This window comes from Cohnella luojiensis (assembly GCF_004564235.1).
GTDB lineage: Bacteria > Bacillota > Bacilli > Paenibacillales > Paenibacillaceae > Cohnella > Cohnella luojiensis.
Map to the genome: position 1 here is coordinate 60,110 of NZ_SOMN01000008.1, position 21,979 is coordinate 82,088.

Consider the following 21,979-nt stretch of genomic DNA (forward strand, 5'->3'; position numbering starts at 1 on the left):
GGTATCGTTCTGAATTACAGGTGCAGAATACTGCCTAATACCTCTTGCACTTCCCGCACTTCGCCAGATGGGACCAATATTTCGTACTGCGGTTTGGTTAGGTTAATGGGGCGTACCTGTACGAGGAAACCTTCATCGGTCAGACGCTTCTGAATTCTTTCGGCGATCTTAGCGGTCGGTGCGATGTAGATGACCGTCCACATGAAGCGGTACCCCCAATTTCTTAGTCATTCATTGTAAGATCGGAACGAGTCGTATTACTTGGTATAACGAATAGAGCAATAAAGAAATCATAGCACAGAAGTCGCAAGACTAGCAACCAAACAACGGCAGATTCCTTGCGGCGCGCGGAATGGGAGAAGAATGACGTTACCCTTGCTTTATCGGAAGCCAATTCAGAACTCGCTCTATTTTACGATCCCAATAGCCCCACTCATGATTTCCCGGCTCTTCCTCGTAAGTCAATGGGAGCCCTAGCCGTAAGCAAAGGTCGCGGAACCGGATATTGTCTTCATATAGGAAATCCTCCGTTCCGCAGCACTGGAATAGCAGAGGAACGGAAGGTTGTCCGGCTAACCGTTCCGCAAGCGCGAACAGATCGGCCGACGAGCCAGGAATCGTGGATGGATCGCTGACCACGTTCAGCAGGTCCGGGGTAAATCTTACTTTAGCTAAACGATTAACGTCAACCGCTCCGGACAAACTGGCAGCCGCAGCGAACCTCTCAGGAAAGCTAAGTCCTAATTTCATCGCTCCGTAACCGCCCATGGAAAGGCCCGCAACGAAATTATCTTCGGGTAGCGGCGACAGAGGAAAGAACGAACGAGCCAACTCGGGCAGCTCTTCGCTAACGAAGGTCCAATATTTCGCTCCGTGGCTCATGTCGGTGTAGAAGCTTCTGTTTACTGCCGGCATGACTACCGCTATACCATGGGCAGAAGCATATCTTTCGATGGAGGTTTGCCGGCTCCATGCGGTGTGGTCGTCCGAAAGGCCGTGCAGCAAGTAAAGCGTAGGGAACAAACGGCCTTTCCTTTGCGGAAGAATAACGTTCATAGACGCTTGTATCTCTAACGTTTCCGAGTAAAACTGACATTGGATAAAAGCCATTTTCCATCACTCCGTTAAAAAAAATTCGGTTTGGATGCCCGCTCTTCTGGCAATACAAAGAATCAATACTCCCTCTAAGTCAACTAAGAAGCAAAGGAGAACGCGAATGATGAGCGAAGACAGCCAAACTAGGAATGTTTTGCTTCGTCAAACGCTTCAGGCGTTTCAAGACTGCTCCGATCTGTCCAGCCAAGAATACCCTTTGTCCGGTATTCATATTGTGTACTTCAATCATTTGGTAGGTCAAGAGCAACTGAGAAAAGGCGTCCCTTGGTCTATTCGGCCATGTGCCGGCCTTACCAATACCTGAAATACTTAGCCAATCCCATTATACACCGACTCCTAAAGGCGACGAGCTAGTTAAGGGCATTCTCAAAGGAAAGGTCGCTATTTATTACGAGAAGACGGCTTATCTATATGATGCCTATTCTATAAAGGATATATTTTCACTTTCTTATTCAGAGGATGGAAGACCTTGAGATGTAAAGTACATATTCGTGATTGTTTGAGGTACGTCTGTAACACCTGCAGCCATTAATCCAGTATTAATTTGAACCGATTCGTATACATAACCGTTACTTATATAATAGGTAATGGTCATTTTCGATATATTCCCCTCAGCTACTGAAAAGCTTGCTGTAACTCCATTCCTTTGTTCTTCGGAGCAGTACCGAGCTCCGCTCTCCCTTCTGTCTGTCGATTCTTCGAAGCAATACAATCAAAGCGGGGGGGAGGGGGAAGGGCTAGAAAAAACCACATGGAGTTGTTACACTCGCATGTGGTGTAAAAACTATTTAAGCAAAAACCTTGGGATTCCCTTCACTTATACGCCCATCATTATATAGTAAGCATTAGCAATTATCCGTAAAGTAAACGGAAAATAAACAATAACAAATAGAAAATTGATTAGAAAACTTGCCTTTACACCTTTTGAACGATTACCTTTGAAAAGGGTACGTCCATTTTTAATAGTAATCATTAATGAGACCACACCAAACAACAAAGACAGTAAAAACATTGCTATATTAATGAGAATTAAGATATTTTTTTCAACTACATAGGAGTTACTATTTACGTAATAGTAGAATATAGTGCTATTGAACAAGAAAAGTAACCAACTTAATATACCAATTGAAATATGCACTTTTAATTTACTGATAGCTATTACCCCCCTATTTTATCCCCATGGACCTTAACGTTGCATCATATTTCTCCGAGAATGCAGTAGGATCACTTGTTGAGTTTCCTAAAATATAATAAGGTACGACATCGACGATAAAGTGTACAAGACCAGGAATCCGACTTTCGTCCGGCTTTGCCTTTATTCTATAAGCTCGATTACTTACGATAGAGTCTAAGTTGGGATTTTCTTCAAATTAATAGACCTATAGTATTGGTTGTACTATTTCAATTTCCAAATTACAACAATTAATGCAGATCGGATGTAATTAATAGGTCTAAATTACTAGAAATAAGTAAGTCTATATACTCAAAAAGCATAGAGGGATACTCCTCTATGCCTAAACGGAAAGTCAATATAAATACCGAAATTTAACTCATCACGAATTAATCAGCCTCACTTCACCCGGATGCTGCCCTCACCGAGCAGTTTCTCCATTTCCACGATAAACTCTTGCGTAGGATTGACATTGAATTCTTCACTCAGCGCTACGGTGCGTTTCTCCCTCTCATAACGGAGCACAGTCGTAAGCTCACCAAAGTACGACTTGAGCAATAGCTTAAGTCGAATAAGTGTGGCTGGCTGTTCGTGTTGGTTGTCGATGCGGATGTAGACGCGTGCTGGACTGCTATTTGCGGGTGGTGCAACAGTCGGTGTCGGCCTTAGTGTCTGTGCAGGCGGTGAAGATGGTTTAGGCTTTGTGTAGTTACCACCGGATCGCATCCCTTGCCCCATCCTGCGCAACCGTTCCACCTGAAGCTTTAAATCCGGGGCATCCAGCGGAAGGATGTCGTCCGCGAGCAGCTTGTAATCCTCGTCCCCTTGCTGCACCTTCGCGCGAACGAATAGCAATGAACCTTTTTTGGCAATGGATGACGCCTTGGCCCATACGGTCGGAAATGCGACCAGCTCCGTACCCATGATCCGATCCTCGATCTCCAGGAAAGCCATCGATTGACCTTTTTTGGTCATGAAAGGCTTGAGAGAAACAACCATACCCGACGTAAATACCGTCGAACCGTCTGCCGCGTCCGCAATATCCACTAGCCGATCCAGCCGCAATTCCTCCATCAGCCCGTCGAAAGCGTCAAGCGGATGGCCGGACAAATACAGCCCCATCAGTTCCCTCTCCAAATCCAGCATCTGGGTCTGGGAATAAGGAGGAACGACGGGCAAATCAACGTTCCAATTGGGCGATTCTTCGAAATCGAACAGCTCGATCTGCAGCTCTTCCCGCTCTTTGCGCCAGACGGCCGCGGCCGCGAGCGTCGGCTCCAGCGCCGCAAGCTGCTGGGAACGATGTCCCGGCAGCGACTCTAGCGCTCCCGCTTGCACGAGAGATTCGATAACCCGCTTGTTGCACACTCGCGGATCCACGCGCCTGCAGAAATCGCTCAAGCTCTCGAAGGGAGACTCTCTCCTCTCGCGCAGCACGCTCTCTATTGCCTGGGTGCCCACGTTCTTGACTCCGGCAAGCCCGAAGCGAATCGCTCCCTTGGCATCCGCATCCGCTTTCGTGTCCGCCGCGATCGGCGTAAATAAAATTCCGCTCTCGTTGACGTCGGGCGGCAATACCGCAATGCCCATTTTGCGGCACTCATCCACGTATTCCGCCGTCTTGCGCTGGTTGCCGACGACCGCCGTGAGCATGGAAGCCATGAAGGCGATCGGATAATGCGCTTTGAGGTAGGCGGTTTGGAATGCCAATACCGCATAGGCGGCGGCATGCGCTCGGCAGAACCCATAGTCCGCGAACCGAACGATCAGGTCGTACACGCCGTTGGCTTCTTCCTCCGAATACCCTTGCTTTAGACTCCCCTGCACGAAATACTTCCGCTGCTCGTCGAGGACTTCCCTTTTTTTCTTGCTCACCGCTCTCCGCAACAGGTCCGCTTGTCCTAACGTAAACCCGGCCATCGTGGAAGCGATCTGCATGATTTGTTCCTGGTAAACGATGATGCCGTAGGTATCCTTCAAGATAGGCTCTAAATTGCTATGCGGATATTCCACGGCCACCAAGCCGTGTTTTGCGCGGATAAACTGAGGAATGAACTCCATCGGACCCGGCCTGAATAACGCGACGGCGGAGACGATATCTTCGAAGGAGTTCGGCTTCATCTCCTTGAGCACGCGCCTCATTCCGGAGGACTCCAGCTGGAAGATCCCCGTCGTATCCCCCCGGCCCATCAGCTCGTAAGTCGGTCCGTCTTCATACGACACTTCTTCCCATCGAAGCTCCCGGCCGGTCTGCTCCCGGATAGTTGCCAGAGACCGCTCGATAATGGACAACGTACGCAATCCCAAGAAGTCCATTTTCAACAATCCGATCGCTTCCAGATTCTCCATGGAATATTGCGTCAGAGGTACTCCGTCGGTTCCTTCCTGCAAAGGGACGTAGTCGGTAAGAGGATCGGACGAGATGACGACTCCCGCGGCATGCGTGGAAGCATGGCGGGGCATCCCTTCTACCCGCCTTGCCATCGCGATCAACTCCGCCGTACCCGACCCTCCTTCGGCCAGCGTTCGGAATTCCGAGCTTTCCTTCATCGCCCGCTCGATGGACATTCCAGGCATTCCCGGAATGAGCTTGGCTGTCTTATCCACATCTCCGTAAGGCAGGTTAAGTACCCTGCCGACGTCCCGAACAGCCGCTCTGGCAGCTAGAGTCCCGAACGTAATGATCTGCGCGACATGCTCCGCTCCATACTTCTCGACGACATAACGGATGACTTCCTCGCGGCGTTCGTCGCTGAAGTCGATATCGATATCGGGCATGCTGACCCGTTCCGGATTAAGAAACCGCTCGAACAATAGCTTATGTTTGATAGGGTCAACATCGGTTATTTTCAGCACATACGCCACTAAACTGCCTGCCGAAGAACCGCGGCCCGGTCCGGTCACGATGCCGTGCTCATGCGCGAAACGAATGAAGTCCCATACGATCAGGAAATAGTCGTCGAACCCCATTTCCCCGATTACCCGCAGCTCGTATTGCAACCGTTCCTCCGTCGTTTTGCGGAAATCTGCATCCTTCCATTCCGCAAGCCCGCCATATCGCTCGGATAGACCTCTCTGGCAGAGCTCCCATAAGTACTGCGCGGCTGAACTCCCCGTTGGCAACGGAGAGAACGACGGCAAAATGTGGCGTCCGAACTCAAGCTTCAAGGAACAGCTATCCGCGATCTTCACCGTATTGGCGATCGCTTCGGGCACATGGCGGAATAAATCCGACATCTCTTCGCCGCTCTTCAGGAACAGCTGGTTCGTCGAGATCTTGAACCGGTCCGGGTCGTCGATCGTCTTGCCGGTCCCGATGCACAGAAGCACGTCTTGCAAGGAATGATCGTCCTCGCAAATATAGTGCGAATCATTCGTCGCGGCTAAATCGATCCCAAGTTCTTCCGAAAGCTTGATTACGCCTGCCGTCACTTTTTTCTGCTCGAGGATGCCGTGATCCTGAATTTCCAAATAGTAATCGGAGCCGAACAGCTCGCGATACCTTATCGCGGTCGCTTTCGCTTCATCGTATTTGTCGTCCATCAGTTGGCGGGACAATTCGCTGCTCATGCAGCCGCTTAAGCATATCAGCCCTTCCGCGTGTTCAGTCAATGCTTCGAAATCGATGCGGGGACGGTAGTAGAAGCCCTCCAAATGACCGATGGAAGTGAGCTTCATGAGATTCCGGTAACCCTTCTCGTTCTTGGCGAGCAAAGTCAGATGATAGGTCGGCTGCTCCTTGCGAGATTGCTTGTCATGCCGGGAGCCTGCCGTAATATAGGCTTCCATGCCGATAATCGGTTTGATTCCGTGCTCCAGGCACGCTTTATAGAAAGGAACCGCGCCGTACATGACGCCATGATCCGTAAGGGCGAGAGATTTCATGCCAAGTTCTGCCGCCCTGGCCGTCATTTCCTTGATGCGAGCCGCGCCGTCCAGCAAGCTGTATTCGCTATGAACGTGTAAGTGTACGAAATCGCACATGGTTTATCCCTTCTTTTCCGCTAAAACTCTCTTTGATTAATTGTATCATAAGGGGGAGGACCCGTCCCATACATATAATAGTGGAGACGAGACGCGAGACCCTTCTCGCAGGATCGCTCGTTGGAGGGATGATCATGGACGATTTCTTTACGAAGGCGGCGTTCAGCTTCTTCATCGCGTTCGGCGTCGTGCTGGGCGGGGCATTGCTGGCGGGCATGGGTTCGGTTTTCTTGTTTACTCCGCCTAAAGTGAAGATGCTTCAGGTCGCGGGAAGTCTGAAAATATGGGCGCTCGTCGCGGCGGTCGGCGGCACGATCGATCCGATTCGGGTCATAGAGTCCAATGTCATAGAAGGTTATTTATCTCCCGCCCTCTATCAGATCGGCTATATCTTGTTTGCCTTTCTGGGGGCGCACATGGGCACGGAGCTCGTTCAGTGGATGTGCCGCAACGGGGGGTGAAGTACCGACATGCGGATACCTTCTTTCGATAGATTCCAGAAGTTCATGCAGGTAACAGCTTTCTTCGTGTGCGGGATGGTCGTGGGCAGCGCCGTTTACAGCGCTTTGGAAAATGACGTGGTTGAGGGATTCATTCTGAGAAACTACCAGCTGGAAGAGCAACTGGAGACGATGAGAATGGACTTGAAGCTGGCTCAGCAAGTTCGCAAAGAGAACGTCATCAACAATATCAGAATTATTTTTCAGCAAGGGACAGAAGAAAACAAGATCGACATCCTCACGGAGACTGCGCTTAAAAAGAAGGTCAAGGGGGATTTGGATATTTTCCTCGGACGAAGCATTTACGATATTAATACGGACGCCGTGTTTGTCAGGAAGCTGCTTAGCACCAAAATCTACGACAATGTCGCGGATAAGGATTACGCCGTCTCTATCAAAACGATATTGGTCGTGGACGGCGTGTTGCAGGCATGGGTCGAGGCGAAAATCCATCTTCGGAAATAACTCTCCTGAGTGACGGGGATAATGGCCATACTGCCACCGCTGCGCAAAAGAGGAACGTCACCTCGCCGAACGAGCGCGTTCCTCTTCAATTGTGGTACAATAATTGGCGTTATTAGGACTAACCGAAGGAGCTGCTAGTCACATGGTTAATACGCTGCAATGGGTGTTCGGCGCCCTGATTATCGTTACTTGCTTTCTCTCCGCCCTCTATAGTTTCCGATCCCGTCGGACCAATGATGGCCTTCAACGCGGATTGTACGCGTCCAAGATGAACATCAGCATGGGGCTTATGCTCATTTTCATCGCCATCATTCAGATGTTCCTGTTCAGCGGCTCGTCCCTTAGGGTCGTAATCGGCGCGTTATTTTTTCTGCTGGGATTGTTCAACCTGTTCGCGGGCATGCGCAACCGCTCCCACTTCACCCGGCTAATGAAGTAATACCGCTTACGACGGATCGATCGTCTGGGCGGTCAGCATCGCTTTGGCTGCGACCTCTCCGTCCTGCACGGCCTGAACCTCCACTTTAACGTATCTCCTGCTGGCTTCGATAATATGAGGAACGATGGAAATACTCGCGTCTACGGGAACGGTTCGCAAGAAGTAAGTGGTCATGTTATCCAGCACGTGCTCCCGCTTCCGCAAATCTTCGACCGCGCGATTCGCGGCCTGTTGCATCAACGAGGTAAGCACCCCTTCGGAGATCGTGCCTAACGGTCCCGACATCTGAGGCGTTGCCATGCCCGTAAAATACAATCGGCTTTCCGAGTCTCGCTGTTCGGCGAATCCTCCCCACATCAGCGCGTCGAAGGTTTCTCCTAGATGGGCGGGACGGTTGGTGAACTGCATGGCCCTTAGAACTTCTCCCCTGCTAATGGCTCCAACCAGCTTGCGTTGCCGATCGACGACGGGTAGAAGCTCGATGCCTTCCGATACCATGCGATGGGCAGCGGACGCGACGGGCGTATTCAACGTCACGGTCATCGGTCGCCGGGTCATCAGCTTGTCCAATGCTTGCCCGGAAGGAGAGCCTATTACGTCCTTGGATGTAATCATTCCCACGACCCGATTCCACTCGTCGGTGACCGGGAATCGGCTGCTTCCCGTCTCCGCGCTTAATTTCAGGAAATCCGCAACCTCCGATGATTGCTTCAACACTCCGTTTCGAGACGAAGGCTCGAGAAGATCGGCGATGATCATGATCTTCCTCTTGATCAACCGGTCGTACATCGCGCGGTTGATCATCGAGGCAACGGTGAACGTATCGTGACGGCACGTGAGGATCGGAAGCTGCCGTTCGTTCGCCAGCGCTCGGACTTCTTCGCTCGTCCCGAATCCCCCCGTGACCAGTACTCCAGCCCCATGCTCCAGCGCGATTCGGTGCGCGTTCTCCCGGTTCCCAACGATCAGCAAGCTCCCGGCGTCGATATAAGCCATCATCTCACCAATCTCCATCGCTCCGATCACGAACTTGTGGAGCGTTTTCTCCAAGCCTTCTTCCCCGCCGAGCAAGCTTCCCTGTACGATCTCAAGCACTTCCGCGAAGGTGAGCTGCTCGGGATGGCTTCGTCTCTTCTTATCGACCCGAACGGTCCCGATTCGCTCCTTCGTGCTGACGAGTCCAAGCTGCTCCGCTTCTTTAAGGGCTCGATAAGCTGTACCGTCGGATACGCCACGGTCCTTCGCCATTTGGCGGACGGGAATTTTCGTCCCGATGGGAACCTCGCGAATATATTGGAGCAGTTGCTCGTGTTTCGTCAATTCGTTCGGATTGATTTCGTTTCCCGGCATGCAGCTCCCCGCCTTCATCAATGTTCTTTCTCCCTAGCTTACCAAAAAACATCGAAAAAGCCATGGCGAAGGAAGCGGTTCGTTACCAATTAAGGAAATTCCCAAGTAAATCCACGTAGGCGGGCTTGTCGGATACGTACCGCCCAGGTTCATCCGTTAGCTTCAGGATGTGGCCTGCCGCTTCGGCCGGAGTATAAGTTGCCGCCGAATCCAGCTTCCCTTGCATATGAGTCTGAACCCATCCCGGATGAACGGACAGCAGCTTGCCGCCCAATGGATACAACTGGTTATGAAGCAGCGCGGTTTGCATGTTGAGCGCGGCTTTGGACATGCTGTACGCAAACCAATTCGTCCGATAACAATCCCCGATGCTCCCGGCCTCGGAGGATATATTTAGGATCAGCTTACCGTCGGATTGGAGAATCCGCCCCAATAGCGCGTTGGTCACCCGTAACGGCCCCACCGCATTAACGTTGTAGACGTCCAGCATCTCTTGAAATTGCAGCTCGTCGAATATCGTCTTTTGAATATCTCCAAGCCTCGCCGCATTGTTAATCAGTAGATCTATGCTGTCTGTTCGCTCCACGATCCAGTCGGTCGCTGTTCGGACGCTTTCATCTTGGGAGACGTCCATATGTACAGTGAAGAGCTTCCCTTCGCAGCGGGCTTTCAGCTCCATCAGCGCCACGTTATCCTCGGTCGCATAACGCCCCGCGTACACCGTGCAACCCCTGTTCAATAATTCGGCAACAAGCTCCAATCCTAATCCGTAATCAGCTCCCGTCACGCAAGCCGTCATTATCATGCAGATTTCCTCCTGTTGACGTCCTATTTTTCATGTAATACTTCTCTTTCCGACATCAAAAAGCCTTCTCCCTCGCACCCGTTCCGGAAGCGAAAAAGAAGGCCCGCGCCACATTGCATAGCGACAATGAAGGTGCCACATGCTGCTTTAGATCTTTAGCTCCCCGAGCTTAATAAGCTCGACAACCGCTTGCGAACGACCTTTGACATTGAGCTTTTGCATCACATTCGAGATGTGGTTGCGTACCGTTTTCTCGCTGATAAACAACTGCTGCGCAATGTCACGGGTCGTCTTATCCTGCACTAGCAGCTCAAAGACTTCGCGTTCCCGATTGGTGAGTAGGAATTTGCTTTTATGGTCGCTGCCTTTCAACGTTTGTCACCCCTCCTTGCCCGGGAATGTGTGATTACAAGGTATAGGGATACAGTCAACTTTATCATATGAAAGGGTTTTTCTTCTGGTGCGGATGTATGAGAAAATGGGCACGTATTGTTTATATAGAAAAAGCCGAGATCAAAGGGAGGAACCTTTGGGCTCGGCTTTTAGAGGTATCTGCTGTTTTTCTTGCGTTACCGGTTTCTGGTGCCCGCCGGTTGCGGGAACACGCGCTCGACGAGGGCATTGAATTCGGTTATTAAGCCTTGAATCGGGTTCCCCGCCCTAACATCGTTAGCATATCCTTGCATCCGGCCCACGAAGTCGGCGTTCGCGGAAACGTAGACGTTCTCGACGGAAGGCGACAGCGCTTTGACTTGATCCGCGACCTTGTCCTTTATAGCGTCTGTTAAGTCGGGGCTTGCGCCCGTCCTCTTATCATTGTCCTGGGTGACCGCGACGTAAGCATTACGGTCGGTCATCATCACGAACGCGGTATCTATTTCCGGCATGGCGGCGATCTTCTCCGCTACCTTATCGCTCGCCTCGATGCGGGAATTTCCGTGCATGCCGACAACGTTATTATTTTCGCGTCTTTCCCCGTACATTCGGTTCTGCTCGTTATCCTGATCGTTGGCGAACCTTGATCGGTTCATTCCGTTCAACCCGTTAATGTCGTTCCCCCGGATGGCGTTCGGACGAATGTTCTTGTTTCCTACGTCTCCCGTTCTATTGTCCATGCATCCGGACAATGCGATCGCTGATGACAGAACTGCCGTGGCGAGAATGATGCTTTTTCGCATGTTGAAAAGATGCCCCCTTTGTCGGTTAGCTTAGTTTTATTTGCCAATGCATAATGTGCTCCGATCGGGCTTGTCTTATTCCCCTGCGGTGATTGAACACTAATTGTTGTTGTTGTTGGGTTGTTGACATTCCTTCAAGTCGGCAGTATGATGGTTTTAATACCTGGTACTAATACTTGATAATATATTCGATATCATAACTCAAGGAGGGATTCATCATGGCTGAACGAATGGAATATCCCGCTTTCTTGTCTAAGGCGCAGATTAAGGCTATCGGTAGTTATGTACCCGAACAGGTGATCTCGAACTCAGATCTGGAAAAAATGGTGGAGACGGACAACGAATGGATCTTGAGGCGTACCGGGATCGAGCAACGCCATAAAGCCGCCAACGACCAGCTTACCAGTCATTTGGCCATAGCTGCCGTTCACGATATGTTTAGCAGATTTCCGGCCGTTAATGCGCAAGGTATCGATGCGATCCTCGTCGCCACGACAACGCCCGATATGCCTTTTCCTTCGGTTGCTTCCCAGGTTCAACAAGCTATTGGAGCTGCGAATTGTCTCGCCATGGACGTGAGCGCCGCTTGCGCAGGATTCGTATCGGCTTTGCAACTCGCCAATGGCCTCATTATGACGGGTATCTACCGTAATATTATCGTTATCGGAGCCGAGTCCCTCACGAGGATCACGGATTACACGGACCGTTCGACTTGCATTCTGTTCGGAGACGGAGCCGGTGCCGTGCTCTTAGAGGCCAGTGAGCAAGGCGCGTTCCTCTACTCCAACGCCGATACGGAAGGATCTGGCGGCATGCACGTTTATTGCAATCCCGATAACAAAATCGTCCAGAACGGCAGGGAAGTCTATAAATGGGCGTTAAGCACCGTTCCCGACAAAGTTCGCGATCTCCTTCGGAAAGCCGGTCTGACGCTTGGCGATTTGGATTGGTTCGTGCCTCACAGCGCTAACCTGCGAATGATCGAAGCGATCTGCGAGCGGCTTGAATTGCCAATCGAGAAAGCTCTGCAAAGCGTCGTACGCAACGGCAACACCTCCGCTGCGTCGATTCCACTCGCCTTGGACGCTGCTTACAAGGAAGGTAAGCTTCAATCCGGGCATCTATTGGCTCTTTATGGTTTCGGCTCCGGCCTAACCCAATCCGGCTTGCTAGTCCGTTGGACGTTAGGGACCGCTTAACGATTCGCTGCGGAGATAGCTTCTAACGTCTCCGCGGCGGAAAATAGGTCGATTACGGAGGTTCAATTGTCGTGACGCAAACCGTCCTGTCCACATACATTGCTACATACCACTTCGCTTATATGTGCAGGAGGCATGTCATGACCAATGAACCCGGGATGCCGCTCGTCAGCGTCATTATCCCGTTTTACAACTGCCCTTACGTGGACCAGGCAGTGTCCAGCGTCCTGAATCAAACTTATCCAAACATCGAAGTCCTGCTCGTGGACGACGGTTCCACGATTAATCAAGAAAAGATAAACCCCTTCCGTTCTCGCGTTCACTATTTGGGTAAGGCAAACGGCGGAACCGGCAGCGCGCTCAATCACGGCATCCGAATGGCCAGCGGAGAGTACATTGCCTGGCTCAGTTCCGATGATCTCATGTATCCTCAAAGAATCGCAACCCAACTTTCATTCATGCAAGAACACCGATCCTTGATCAGCTGCACCGATTTCCACCTCATCAATTCCAATAACGATATTATGATGCCGTCCCTTGCGGTTAAATTCCCCAGCGCGAAACAATTTATCGAATCTCTCCTCACCTTTTGTCCGATTAATGGATCCACGGTAATGATGCACCGTTCCCTCCCCGCGCAAATCGGCTTGTTCGACGAGTCGCTTTCCTGTACTCAAGATTACGAATATTGGATTCGCGTCCACCTCGCCCGGATCGACTTTCACTTTATCAATGAAACGCTGACTCTCTATCGCTGGCACGAAGGAATGGGAACCGTTCAGAAAAAAGGGACGGTCGATCAAGAGTTTGAAATCGTTCGTGCCCGGTACGGTCACCAAATGAACCATTTGCTCCATAACTTGTGAAGTACGGCGAAGGAGGCGTTCGGCTTGAGAGTTTTATTCGTCTTTATACTGCCAAGCGGAGGCATGGACACCTTAAACCGGATGAGAATCAAGGCTTTGCGCAGCGTCGGGATCGAAAGCTGTCTTCTCTATTTTCGGAGGGGAAGCGGGTCTAGCAATCATTCGGCCGATACCCCCGTTTTTTATACCACCGATCACGAAGAAATACGCTATATATTGCAGTTCTACTCGTTTGATGCCATTGTGCTAACCTCTTTTTTTATGCAACTGGAGTTGTTTCGGCACTTAGGGTTTACAAAGCCGATCATCTTTGAAAATCAAGGATTCGGACCGAAGGAACAAGCGCACCAGGCTTTGGTACATGCCCAACCTTATTTGAACGCGCACGCCGATGCCTTGTTATATCCCCGAACGCCTCATATCGAAGCTAGCTTCAGCGCGCTTTATCCGCACAAGTTTCATTTTTCTTTTTCGAACCCTTTCGACGTCGATCAATTCGGGTATCGCCCGAACCCTCGGGTTCCCGTTCCGATATTAGCGTGGATCGGACGCCTAGACGACAACAAGAATTGGAGAGACTTTTTACGCCTCGGGTCGGTTGTAGCCCAATCCGTGCCGAATGTTGCCCTTTGGGTGTTCAGCGATCCTACGCTCGCGGATCCCGGCGAACCTGCACAACTGCATGCCATGACAATCGAACTGGGTCTTCTTTCGCGCGTTACCCAATACCATAATATCCCCCATGCGCAAATGGCCGATTTTCTCTCGCAAGTCGGTGATTCCGGAGGCATGCTGTGCATGACTTCCAAGACGGAAGGCGCCACCGCTTATGCGGCGCTTGAGGCGTTAAGCTGCCGGTGTCCGGTTGTGACGACGGATTCGGATGGTGTAAGGGAGGCCATCATAGACGAAGTGACCGGGCTGTATTATCAGCATGGAGACATTGCCGGGGGGACTTCCCAAATCAACAGATTAATATCGGACGTAAATTTACGGAAAAAACTGATCCGAAATGGAGAAAAACATGTCCGGAATGAATTTTCCATGGGGAAATACGCAAATCATTTTGCCGTAATGCTTCGCTACATGGGTATCGGCTCATGATGACGAGCATACTCATCGTCACGCTCAACAACTTGACTCAAACCCAACGCTGCTTGGAGAGCATTCGTTTGTTCACGGATGCGCCTTATGAATTGATTTTGATCGACAACGGCTCCGAGGACGGAACGGTGGCGTGGCTGTCGGAGCAGCCCGATGTTCGTCTGATCTCGAACGGAACGAACCGAGGATTCGCCGAGGCTTGCAACCAAGGCGCCGCAGCGGCAAAGGGCGACAACATCCTTCTGCTCAACAATGACACTATAGTTTCTCATCGCTGGTTATCCCAACTTCTGTCCGCACTGTATGCAGACGGACGGACAGGGATGGTCGGACCTATGTCCAACTTCGTACTCCCGTTTCAGTTGTTGACGGTCACTTTCCCGAACGAAGAATCCTATCATCGGTTTACGGATTCTTTTAACCGCCGCGACCCGATTTTGTGGAAGAACGTTACTTCGTTATCCGGTTTCTGCCTGTTACTGCGGCGCAAAACCTGGAACAGGCTCTCTGGGCTGGACGAACGTTATGGCATCGGCAGTTACGAGGATATCGATTTGGGATATCGCGCTTTAAAAGCGGGACTGACTTTGCGGGTAGCGGGAGACACTTTCGTCTTTCACGAAGGGAATAGCAGTTTTCAACAAAACGGAATGGATATATACGGAATTGCGGGCGCCAACCGGAGGTTATTTTTGCGCAAATGGCGCTTTAATCCGGAACGGCTCATATTGACCGTGGATCCAGCTTTTTTTCCAGGCCGGTATTCCGAAGCGCACCCTCATCACGAGCCTAAAGGGCCTACTCTTCCAAGTGGATGGTTTGCGTCTGACGAGAACGGCGGCGTTTATCGGATCGAGCGGGGATATAAACGCCCTGTTGTCTCCTTCGAGGCGTTTTGCCGGTTAAACATGTCCATGGATCGGGTTGCTTCCGACGTCGGCCATCTCCTTGACAAGCTTCCGACAGGCAACCCGCTTCAGCCGGAAAACCGCTTTCCGGATGGATATCCCGACGTCTTCCTGGCACGTGATCCGGTCGGTGACACCTTCGCCGTAACAAACGGCATCCGTTATCCCTTTAATGACGCGGGTGCTTATGCCGCATTAGGATTACGTCAGGAAGAAGCAGTCGAGGTCAGCGATACGGAAATCATCCTGCTTCCGGCAGGCTGGCCGCTTCGGCAAAACGTGTGGGAAGAGCATGAATTGTTTGACTACCTACTCTACCGAGGACCGGACGGAACGTTCTATTACGGGGAAGGACAGCGGCTTCGGCGTATTGCCGGGGAAGATGCCTTCGCCCGTTACGGATGGCGGAGAGAGCGCGCGCTGGCGATTCCGGAAGAAGTGTTTGAGCGGACGCCGAAGGGATATGACATTGTGTGAGCAACGGAAGAAAACAGAAATAGAGAAGGGGCTGTCCCATAAGTTGACCTTAGGGGCAGCCTCTTCGTTTTAATTATTGTCGCTGCGCTTTCTTCATTAACTCTTCCAATTTCTTTTTGTTATCCAGAATACCGGGATCGTCGGGAATATAAGCACTTACGATTTCATTGTGGTAATAGGCTCTCTCTACATCCCCGATCATCCCGTAGGCGATAGCCAGCTGCAGGTGCGGTAACCAGGTATAAGCGAGATGGTTGACCAATCCCCAGATATGATTCGGTATTTCCATCTTTGTAGCCATATGAAACCATCGAATCGCCAGGTCGATCTGCTTCTTTTCCAGAAAATGATGACCGATCCGGCAGCAATATTCCGCTCTTGGCGAATTATATTTCATCGTTTGCAACAGGTAATGAAGTTCTTTATCCGGGTCGCCCGTTTCCTTGTAGTATTGAGCCAGCTTATCGCACGCCGCTACATTGTCCTCGAACGCCATTTGATTCGTGTCCAGGTATTTATGATAATATTCGGCCGCTTTGTCAAAGACTTTATGCTCGAATAATTCATTGGCGTAATAAAACAGATACCGGGGGGTGAACTTCTCTCCGGCTTCCAAACGTTTCTCGAGCATGTTCAAGTTCCGTTTCCCGCTGCTCTTCTTTTTGTTATGGATAATGGCAATATCGGAGTCCATAATATACCCTTCGGGAGGAATATATTCATGGACGAAGTCCTGCCATTGGTAGTTACGGCTTCGTTTGACCAATCTCTCCCGTCGGATAGAATAAATAGAATTGCCTTTTTCATCCTGGCTCATTACGTACATCATGGTCACCATATCAACGGAAGGATCGATCTCATGCTTCAATTCCCTCAGTTTTTCCCGGTCTTCCTCCAGCATGCAATCATCGGCATCCATCCAAAACAGATAATCTTGGGTTCCTTTGCTGAAAGCGTAGTTGCGTGCTGCGGCAAAATCGTCGATCCACTCGAAGTCGTAGATATTGTCCGTATACCTTCTAACGATCTCTTTGGTTCGGTCGGTAGAGCCGGTATCCACAATGACGATCTCATCGACCACATTACGGACGGATTCCAAGCATCGGCCTATCGTTTCTTTTTCATTTTTCACTATCATGCAAAGGCTGATCGTGACCACGCCGTTCACCTCTATCAGCTATTTTCTTTGAAAAAACCATGCAACCCGGGAGGCCGCATGGTGTATTCTCCATTATGCCGGAGGCGAGTCTCCGTCCATCGCGATACCGTAAAAAGATTCCGGTCCTGAGCGAACGGGAGAGTTTATTAAGGTCAAGATGCCCTCGGTGTGTACCAACAATTGGTACACCAACTCTGCCGCTGACGGCGCACTTACGTCGGACGCCTGAACGGAGACTAACGACGGCAAGGTGAGGACGGGGCTAACAAGGTGATTGGCAGTATGAATGGTCGTAAAGGGACCAGCTATCGTTGTTGCCCGTGCGACCCGCAACACGACGGTACCGGGAGTAATTGACGGTGAGATGCCCACCACAGCTTGCAAGTTGACGATTAAGCCGCCGAGACCGACTTTACCGACCACTCCCTGCGTTTGCAAACCAATTTGACCGACCACGGCAGCTGTAGCGGCTGTAGTAGGCACGGGAGTACCGGGAAAACCAACAGTGCCGGAGTTATCCGCGATACGCATATCTAAGAATCTACTCAAGTGAAAATTCCTCCTTTCATTTGATTTGATTTAAAATAGTATATGAACAAAAAAAAAAAACCTGTGTGGACAGGTTATATGCATGATGCGTGGATTTTGTGATCATAATCAACGAATGATAGGCTCCAAGGCGTTGAGCAGCCCCTGAATCCGCGGGCGATACTCTTTAACCAGCGCCTTGAATTCCCTTTCTATCGCCTTCTGATGGCGCATCGTCCCCATAGCCGAATGACGGCGGTATTCCGTGAGCGGTTCATCCAAATAGCCGAGCGAGAACCCGGCCATGAATGAACGAACCCAAAAATCGTAATCATGGGTATACCGATACGTTTCCCGAAAACCCTCCAGCCGCTCGAACAACGACTTTTTTATCATCACCGTACAGCCGTTCACCGGGTTGGCATTCAGAAAAGTCCGGTAAAAATCCGCCATGGAGGCAAACGTCATTTTCACGGGTTCCTTTTCCCGCCGTCCTTGCTCATCGATAACCTCAAAAGCCGTATGGCTGATTGACAGGCCTCTTGCACGCATATCCCGCAATTGACATTCCACCTTGCGCGGCAGGAAGCGGTCGTCCGAGCTGAGCCAGGCGACATATTCCCCCGACGCATACCGGAAACCGTGGTTTAACGCGGTTGCGGTTCCTCCGTTACTTTTTCCGAGGACATGAACTCTCCCGGCATACGGTAGCAATCGTTCCGCTTCCCGGTCGGATCCGTCATTGACCACGATGATTTCCAGAGGCTGGTACGTCTGCCCAAGCGCGCTTTCAATCGCTTCCGTGACAAAAGGATCGTTGTAAAAAGGAATGACGATGGTGACAAGAGGTTTATTGCCGCTCATCGCTATACCCTCCTTTCGAACTTGAGCAGGTTTCGTTCGTCATTAAACGCATCCCGTATGGAGTCTTGAAACGGAATGCTAGGCTGCCAACCGAGCTGCCTTATAGGATCGCAGTCTCTCGGCGCGGGACAAGACGCCTCAGACACACCGATCCGCCAGGGCAATTCCGTTGTCGATGCTGCATCGAAGGCGTTTTTCACATCCTCTAATGTACGGAATATGCCGGACTCCAAAGCATACACCTCACCGGGAGTTCCTTCGGAAAGCAGCCGCTCATAGGCCGCGACGGCATCCCGTACATCAAGGAAATCACGCGATTCGTGCAATGACGAAAGGAAAAACGGCTCCCGACCCGCCCCCTCCCGCTCTTCCTCCATCTCAGCTGCCCACCGGGCTAATCGACCGCACAAGCCGCCGCTGCCTCCGGGACCGATCAGGTTGGACGGCTCGACAATGACAATGGGAAGACCGTACCAATGGCGCCATGCTCTTGCGGCCGTCATCTGCAGCGTTTTGCTGAACGCGTAGGGGTGGGAAGATCTCGGCAAATCGCTTGGATCGTTGCGAAGCATGGAACCTACGATCAGCACGCTGCAAACCCCTTCGGCCCTAATCCCCTCCAGCAAATGCACGGTTGACATCAGATTCGCCGAAAGCGTAAGGGCCGGATGCCGCCATGAGAAGTCCACCGCGTTCCGGCCGGCCAAATGGAGCACAGCGTCGGGTTTCGTTTCGCGGCACAGCCGGACGACCGCCTCGCCATCCCTTAAATCGCAGCTTATCACTTGCGAGGCCGTTATTTCCTCCCCGCTTCCGCCGTTTGGAGAAACGACAGCCGTAACTTCCCAGCCCTCATCCGCGTAGCAGCGGCATGCGTGCCGTCCCGTAAAACCTCCGGCCCCCGTGATCATTACCCTTCCTTTTTTCATGACTCTCTCAACCATTGGCGCAGCTGCGTCAACATTGCGGGGTAAGACTGCCGCTTGTAGTTCACATCATCCCGAGTGACGGCGAGCGTCCGATCGATGACCGGTTCATCGTCCGGCACGATCGTGACGTCGTTTTTGTCAAACGTCTCCTTCATTAGATGAAGCAAATCGTGTTTGCTGATTTTTTCCGAAGCGGTCAAATGGATTAGTCCTCCCGCCTTCGGATGGTCGAGAAGCCATACGACGGTTTTGGCCAACTCCAGAGTTGTCACCCCGTTCCACAGCACGTTGCGGAACCCTTTCACCTCGCCTTGCCGGGTGAGGAACCACTGCATCAAACCGATTCCGTGAGGCTTTACGTCCGGTCCGATGATTGAAGTGCGGATCGTCAAATGACGGGGGTCGCGAACCTCGCCGAGCGCTTTGCTAAGGGCATATACCGTTTTCCCGTCCGGTTCGTCGTCTTCCCGGTAATTTCCGCGCGATCCGGAGAACACGCAATCCGAACTGATATGAAGCAACCGGGAATTCTCCCGGTCCCCCAAGTGGCGAAGCCAATGGGGCAGCAAACCGTTAACCATATAGGCGTCAAGAGGATCGTCCTCCGCGCGGTGGTTCAGCACGCCCGCCGTATTGATGATAATGTCGGGAGACGTCTCGGAAACCGCGGCCGCCACCTCCGCGAATTGCCGAACGTCCAGCTCCCGAACCCGGATGCCGAGCTCCTCCAAAGCCGGCCAGCCGTTTGTAGAAGCCGCTTGTTCAGCCTTCCGGACTGTAACGGTCATCTTATGACGGGTATATCGGCCCATATAAGTGGCGATCAGGCGACCTGCCATCCCGTTGCCTCCAAGGAGCAGGACTTTCATGACAGAAACCCCCCGCGTACCAGCATGGCCTTGATTTCCGCTTTGCTCATTAATGCCTGACTGGAACTGAAGCTATCGAATTCAACGGAAGGATAGGTTGCGTAATGATGGCGCAGGCCCGGGATCTCGAGCGTAGGGAGAATGACCAGGTATTGCTCGTCGTATACGATCGTGCTCAAGCTCTCATATTCAGTCAACAAAATTTCATGGATTTTTTCGCCCGGCCGGATGCCCGTTTCTACCATTTCAACACTTTTGCCTAAGGCATCCATCAGCACTTCCGCCAAATCCACAATCCGGCAGGTCGGCATCGTCATGACGAAGATTTCGCCGCCAATGCTTTGGGCCGTCACTTTGAACAGCAGCCGAATCGCATCCTGCAGCGTCATGAAAAACCGCGTCATGCTGCGATCGGTCAAGCTCACCTGATTTTTGTTGCGAATCTGGTTCATGAACAGATGGATGACGCTGCCATTCGTACCGAGTACGTTGCCGCCCCGGACACAGACGAATTTAGTGCCGCTGCGCAATAGATTGGCGTAGACGATCAATTTTTCCCCGATCGCTTTGGTCATTCCATAGAAGTTCGACGGATTCGCAGCTTTGTCCGTAGAGATATTGATGACGCGTTCCACTTTATTCTCGATTGCCGCTTCAATCACATTTTGCGTACCAATGACATTCGTTTTCAACGCTTCATAGGGCTGCTCCTCGCATACCGGCACATGCTTGAGCGCCGCCAGATGAAAGACGATATCTATCCCGGAGCAAGCCTTGGAGAGCGCCTCCCTGTCCCGAACATCCCCAATGCAAAAGCTAAGCCGAGAATCTTCAAAAGAGCGGTTCATCGCTACCTGACTGGACTCATTACGGGAGAAAACGATCACTTCGGCAGGATTGAGCGGCAGCAGCTGTCTTACCAATTCATAACCCCAAGAACCAGTCCCTCCAGTGACCAGGATACGCCGACCTTCAAACATCCCTTTTCCCTCCAAGCACAAATTTCGCCACTTTATCGGACACGTTTTCCTCCAAATATCCTTCAGGACATTTCCATCTATCGGTTAGGGCCATCATGACCCGAGCCGCGCTCCGGATCCTTTCCGGCTTTAACCCCGCAACCGCGTTGCTGCCGCAATCTACCGTCTCAGGCCTCTCCGTCGTCTGACGGATCGTCACGGTCGGTACTCCGAAGATGCAGCATTCCTCTTGGACGGTTCCGCTGTCTGTTAAAGCGCAGCGGGTATGCTTTTCCAAATAAACGAAATCAAAAAACCCGAAAGGCTCATGAAACTTAACAAGCGGGTGAATATGGCTGCTGATTTCTTCCGTTAGCTTCGATCGTGTTCTGGGATGAAGGCTGCAGACTAGGGGGAGCCGATGTTCCTCGGCCGTCGAGCTTAATCCTTGAATTATTCCAGCTAGCGCCTCCGGGTCATCGACATTCTCGGCGCGGTGGATCGTTGCCAGCAAATATTGTCCGGATGTAAGTCCCAACCGTTCGAGCACGGTACTGCGGTCGATTTGTTCTTCATAATGCCGGAGCACTTCGTAGATCGGATTGCCTGATCGAAAAATACGCTGGACGGGAAACCCTTCTCTAAGCAAATTGTGTTTGCTGTTCTCGGTATAAGGGAGATTGTAGGTCGATACGGCATCGATGACCCGTCTATTTTTCTCTTCGGGTACATTCAGGTCAAAACAGCGATTGCCCGCTTCCATATGAACGACCGGGATACCCATTCTTTCGGCTACCAAAGCACATAATGCGCTGTTCGTGTCGCCTAGAACGAGCACCCGATCCGGCTGCTCCTTTCGCAGCAGCTGTTCCACCGCTCCGAACATAACCGATAGCTGGCCGCCAATCGTCTCCTTGCGATCATCTAAAAGCAGGTCGGGAGCACGCAAACCCAGCTGTTCGAAGAAGACGGCGCTTAAGCTTGGGCTGAAGTTCTGACCCGTATGAACAAGCACATGGCGATCCGCCAACAAGTCTAACTTACGGATTAACAAGCTGAGTCTTATAATTTCAGGCCGGGTTCCTAATATCGTAACGATGCGCAAGCCT

The 21,979-nt window shown here is 51.4% G+C and carries 22 protein-coding genes; 8 read left to right on the forward strand and 14 right to left on the reverse strand.

Annotated elements, in window-relative coordinates; genetic code table 11:
* Nucleotides 1-14: 14 nt before the first annotated feature.
* Entirely contained in the window at nt 15-203 is a 189-nt protein-coding gene (locus tag E2980_RS08630) for a glutamate decarboxylase (RefSeq protein ID WP_135151778.1), read from the reverse strand.
* Nucleotides 204-369: 166 nt separating this feature from the next.
* On the reverse strand, nt 370-1,110 hold the full coding sequence (locus E2980_RS08635) for an alpha/beta hydrolase (protein ID WP_135151779.1): 741 nt from the start codon (nt 1,108-1,110) through the stop codon (nt 370-372).
* A 109-nt stretch (nt 1,111-1,219) separates the two neighbouring features.
* Between E2980_RS08635 and E2980_RS08640 the strand changes: the two genes are divergently transcribed.
* Nucleotides 1,220-1,420: a hypothetical protein gene (locus E2980_RS08640; protein ID WP_135151780.1), complete on the forward strand. Its 201-nt coding sequence runs from the start codon at nt 1,220-1,222 to the stop codon at nt 1,418-1,420.
* A gap of 1,266 nt (nt 1,421-2,686) precedes the next feature.
* Here the strand turns inward: E2980_RS08640 and E2980_RS08645 are convergent.
* Nucleotides 2,687-6,271 (reverse strand): DNA polymerase III subunit alpha, encoded by a 3,585-nt coding sequence (locus E2980_RS08645; RefSeq protein ID WP_135151781.1) that lies wholly within the window; start codon nt 6,269-6,271, stop codon nt 2,687-2,689.
* 134 nt (nt 6,272-6,405) lie between these two features.
* Between E2980_RS08645 and E2980_RS08650 the strand changes: the two genes are divergently transcribed.
* The 3 genes from E2980_RS08650 (at nt 6,406) to E2980_RS08660 (ending at nt 7,675) form a co-directional block, all read left to right on the forward strand.
* On the forward strand, nt 6,406-6,732 hold the full coding sequence (locus E2980_RS08650) for a YtrH family sporulation protein (RefSeq protein ID WP_135151782.1): 327 nt from the start codon (nt 6,406-6,408) through the stop codon (nt 6,730-6,732).
* A 9-nt stretch (nt 6,733-6,741) separates the two neighbouring features.
* Entirely contained in the window at nt 6,742-7,236 is a 495-nt protein-coding gene (locus E2980_RS08655; RefSeq protein WP_135151783.1) for a sporulation membrane protein YtrI, read from the forward strand.
* Between the two features lie 142 nt (nt 7,237-7,378).
* Nucleotides 7,379-7,675 (forward strand): YtpI family protein, encoded by a 297-nt coding sequence (locus E2980_RS08660; protein ID WP_135151784.1) that lies wholly within the window; start codon nt 7,379-7,381, stop codon nt 7,673-7,675.
* A 6-nt stretch (nt 7,676-7,681) separates the two neighbouring features.
* On the opposite strand, the gene E2980_RS08665 is transcribed toward E2980_RS08660, so the two are convergent.
* The 4 genes from E2980_RS08665 to E2980_RS08680 all read right to left on the reverse strand — a co-directional run bounded on the left by E2980_RS08665 (nt 7,682) and on the right by E2980_RS08680 (nt 11,008).
* Entirely contained in the window at nt 7,682-9,025 is a 1,344-nt protein-coding gene (locus tag E2980_RS08665; protein ID WP_135151785.1) for a DRTGG domain-containing protein, read from the reverse strand.
* Nucleotides 9,026-9,107: 82 nt separating this feature from the next.
* On the reverse strand, nt 9,108-9,830 hold the full coding sequence (locus E2980_RS08670) for an SDR family NAD(P)-dependent oxidoreductase (RefSeq protein ID WP_135151786.1): 723 nt from the start codon (nt 9,828-9,830) through the stop codon (nt 9,108-9,110).
* 147 nt (nt 9,831-9,977) lie between these two features.
* On the reverse strand, nt 9,978-10,202 hold the full coding sequence (locus E2980_RS08675; RefSeq protein WP_019422432.1) for a helix-turn-helix domain-containing protein: 225 nt from the start codon (nt 10,200-10,202) through the stop codon (nt 9,978-9,980).
* 197 nt (nt 10,203-10,399) lie between these two features.
* Nucleotides 10,400-11,008 carry a YhcN/YlaJ family sporulation lipoprotein gene (locus E2980_RS08680; protein ID WP_135151787.1) on the reverse strand — a complete coding sequence of 203 codons (609 nt, stop codon included), beginning with the start codon at nt 11,006-11,008 and terminating at the stop codon, nt 10,400-10,402.
* A 218-nt stretch (nt 11,009-11,226) separates the two neighbouring features.
* On the opposite strand from E2980_RS08680, the gene E2980_RS08685 reads away from it, so the two are divergent.
* From E2980_RS08685 to E2980_RS08700, 4 genes are all read left to right on the forward strand, one after another.
* Nucleotides 11,227-12,207: a ketoacyl-ACP synthase III gene (locus tag E2980_RS08685; RefSeq protein ID WP_135151788.1), complete on the forward strand. Its 981-nt coding sequence runs from the start codon at nt 11,227-11,229 to the stop codon at nt 12,205-12,207.
* Between the two features lie 140 nt (nt 12,208-12,347).
* The gene (locus E2980_RS08690; protein WP_205699946.1) at nt 12,348-13,073 is read left to right on the forward strand and encodes a glycosyltransferase family 2 protein; all 726 of its coding nucleotides are present in this window, start codon (nt 12,348-12,350) and stop codon (nt 13,071-13,073) included.
* Between the two features lie 24 nt (nt 13,074-13,097).
* A complete protein-coding gene (locus E2980_RS08695; RefSeq protein WP_135151789.1) occupies nt 13,098-14,177 on the forward strand; it encodes a glycosyltransferase family 4 protein in 1,080 nt (359 codons plus the stop codon).
* A complete protein-coding gene (locus tag E2980_RS08700) occupies nt 14,174-15,562 on the forward strand; it encodes a glycosyltransferase family 2 protein (RefSeq protein WP_135151790.1) in 1,389 nt (462 codons plus the stop codon). The genes E2980_RS08695 and E2980_RS08700 overlap by 4 nt, the downstream gene beginning before the upstream one ends.
* Before the next feature lie 73 nt (nt 15,563-15,635).
* Here E2980_RS08700 and E2980_RS08705 read toward each other — a convergent pair whose 3' ends face one another.
* The 7 genes from E2980_RS08705 to wecB all read right to left on the reverse strand — a co-directional run bounded on the left by E2980_RS08705 (nt 15,636) and on the right by wecB (nt 21,975).
* Entirely contained in the window at nt 15,636-16,721 is a 1,086-nt protein-coding gene (locus tag E2980_RS08705; RefSeq protein WP_135151859.1) for a tetratricopeptide repeat-containing glycosyltransferase family 2 protein, read from the reverse strand.
* Nucleotides 16,722-16,793: 72 nt separating this feature from the next.
* Nucleotides 16,794-17,270, reverse strand: a complete 477-nt coding sequence (locus E2980_RS08710) for a hypothetical protein (protein WP_135151791.1) — start codon at nt 17,268-17,270, stop codon at nt 16,794-16,796.
* Nucleotides 17,271-17,378: 108 nt separating this feature from the next.
* Nucleotides 17,379-18,113 (reverse strand): glycosyltransferase family 2 protein, encoded by a 735-nt coding sequence (locus E2980_RS08715; protein ID WP_135151792.1) that lies wholly within the window; start codon nt 18,111-18,113, stop codon nt 17,379-17,381.
* A gap of 2 nt (nt 18,114-18,115) precedes the next feature.
* Nucleotides 18,116-19,042, reverse strand: coding sequence for an NAD-dependent epimerase/dehydratase family protein (locus tag E2980_RS08720; protein WP_167747041.1), 927 nt, complete (start codon nt 19,040-19,042; stop codon nt 18,116-18,118).
* Nucleotides 19,039-19,911 (reverse strand): dTDP-4-dehydrorhamnose reductase family protein, encoded by an 873-nt coding sequence (locus tag E2980_RS08725; protein WP_135151794.1) that lies wholly within the window; start codon nt 19,909-19,911, stop codon nt 19,039-19,041. The genes E2980_RS08720 and E2980_RS08725 overlap by 4 nt, the downstream gene beginning before the upstream one ends.
* Nucleotides 19,908-20,891 (reverse strand): polysaccharide biosynthesis protein, encoded by a 984-nt coding sequence (locus E2980_RS08730; RefSeq protein WP_135151795.1) that lies wholly within the window; start codon nt 20,889-20,891, stop codon nt 19,908-19,910. The genes E2980_RS08725 and E2980_RS08730 overlap by 4 nt, the downstream gene beginning before the upstream one ends.
* Nucleotides 20,884-21,975: a non-hydrolyzing UDP-N-acetylglucosamine 2-epimerase gene (gene wecB, locus E2980_RS08735; protein WP_135151796.1), complete on the reverse strand. Its 1,092-nt coding sequence runs from the start codon at nt 21,973-21,975 to the stop codon at nt 20,884-20,886. Before wecB ends, E2980_RS08730 begins: the two co-directional genes overlap by 8 nt.
* Between the last annotated feature and the right edge of the window lie 4 nt (nt 21,976-21,979).

Bases quoted from the DNA above. Each gene is read 5' to 3' on its own strand.
- E2980_RS08630 (WP_135151778.1), bottom strand. From the start codon at position 203: ATGTGGACGGTCATCTACATCGCACCGACCGCTAAGATCGCCGAAAGA.
- E2980_RS08635 (WP_135151779.1), bottom strand. From the start codon at position 1,110: ATGGCTTTTATCCAATGTCAGTTTTACTCGGAAACGTTAGAGATACAA.
- E2980_RS08640 (WP_135151780.1), top strand. From the start codon at position 1,220: ATGAGCGAAGACAGCCAAACTAGGAATGTTTTGCTTCGTCAAACGCTT.
- E2980_RS08645 (WP_135151781.1), bottom strand. From the start codon at position 6,271: ATGTGCGATTTCGTACACTTACACGTTCATAGCGAATACAGCTTGCTG.
- E2980_RS08650 (WP_135151782.1), top strand. From the start codon at position 6,406: ATGGACGATTTCTTTACGAAGGCGGCGTTCAGCTTCTTCATCGCGTTC.
- E2980_RS08655 (WP_135151783.1), top strand. From the start codon at position 6,742: ATGCGGATACCTTCTTTCGATAGATTCCAGAAGTTCATGCAGGTAACA.
- E2980_RS08660 (WP_135151784.1), top strand. From the start codon at position 7,379: ATGGTTAATACGCTGCAATGGGTGTTCGGCGCCCTGATTATCGTTACT.
- E2980_RS08665 (WP_135151785.1), bottom strand. From the start codon at position 9,025: ATGCCGGGAAACGAAATCAATCCGAACGAATTGACGAAACACGAGCAA.
- E2980_RS08670 (WP_135151786.1), bottom strand. From the start codon at position 9,830: ATGATAATGACGGCTTGCGTGACGGGAGCTGATTACGGATTAGGATTG.
- E2980_RS08680 (WP_135151787.1), bottom strand. From the start codon at position 11,008: ATGCGAAAAAGCATCATTCTCGCCACGGCAGTTCTGTCATCAGCGATC.
- E2980_RS08685 (WP_135151788.1), top strand. From the start codon at position 11,227: ATGGCTGAACGAATGGAATATCCCGCTTTCTTGTCTAAGGCGCAGATT.
- E2980_RS08690 (WP_205699946.1), top strand. From the start codon at position 12,348: ATGACCAATGAACCCGGGATGCCGCTCGTCAGCGTCATTATCCCGTTT.
- E2980_RS08700 (WP_135151790.1), top strand. From the start codon at position 14,174: ATGATGACGAGCATACTCATCGTCACGCTCAACAACTTGACTCAAACC.
- E2980_RS08715 (WP_135151792.1), bottom strand. From the start codon at position 18,113: ATGAGCGGCAATAAACCTCTTGTCACCATCGTCATTCCTTTTTACAAC.
- E2980_RS08720 (WP_167747041.1), bottom strand. From the start codon at position 19,042: ATGAAAAAAGGAAGGGTAATGATCACGGGGGCCGGAGGTTTTACGGGA.
- E2980_RS08725 (WP_135151794.1), bottom strand. From the start codon at position 19,911: ATGAAAGTCCTGCTCCTTGGAGGCAACGGGATGGCAGGTCGCCTGATC.
- E2980_RS08730 (WP_135151795.1), bottom strand. From the start codon at position 20,891: ATGTTTGAAGGTCGGCGTATCCTGGTCACTGGAGGGACTGGTTCTTGG.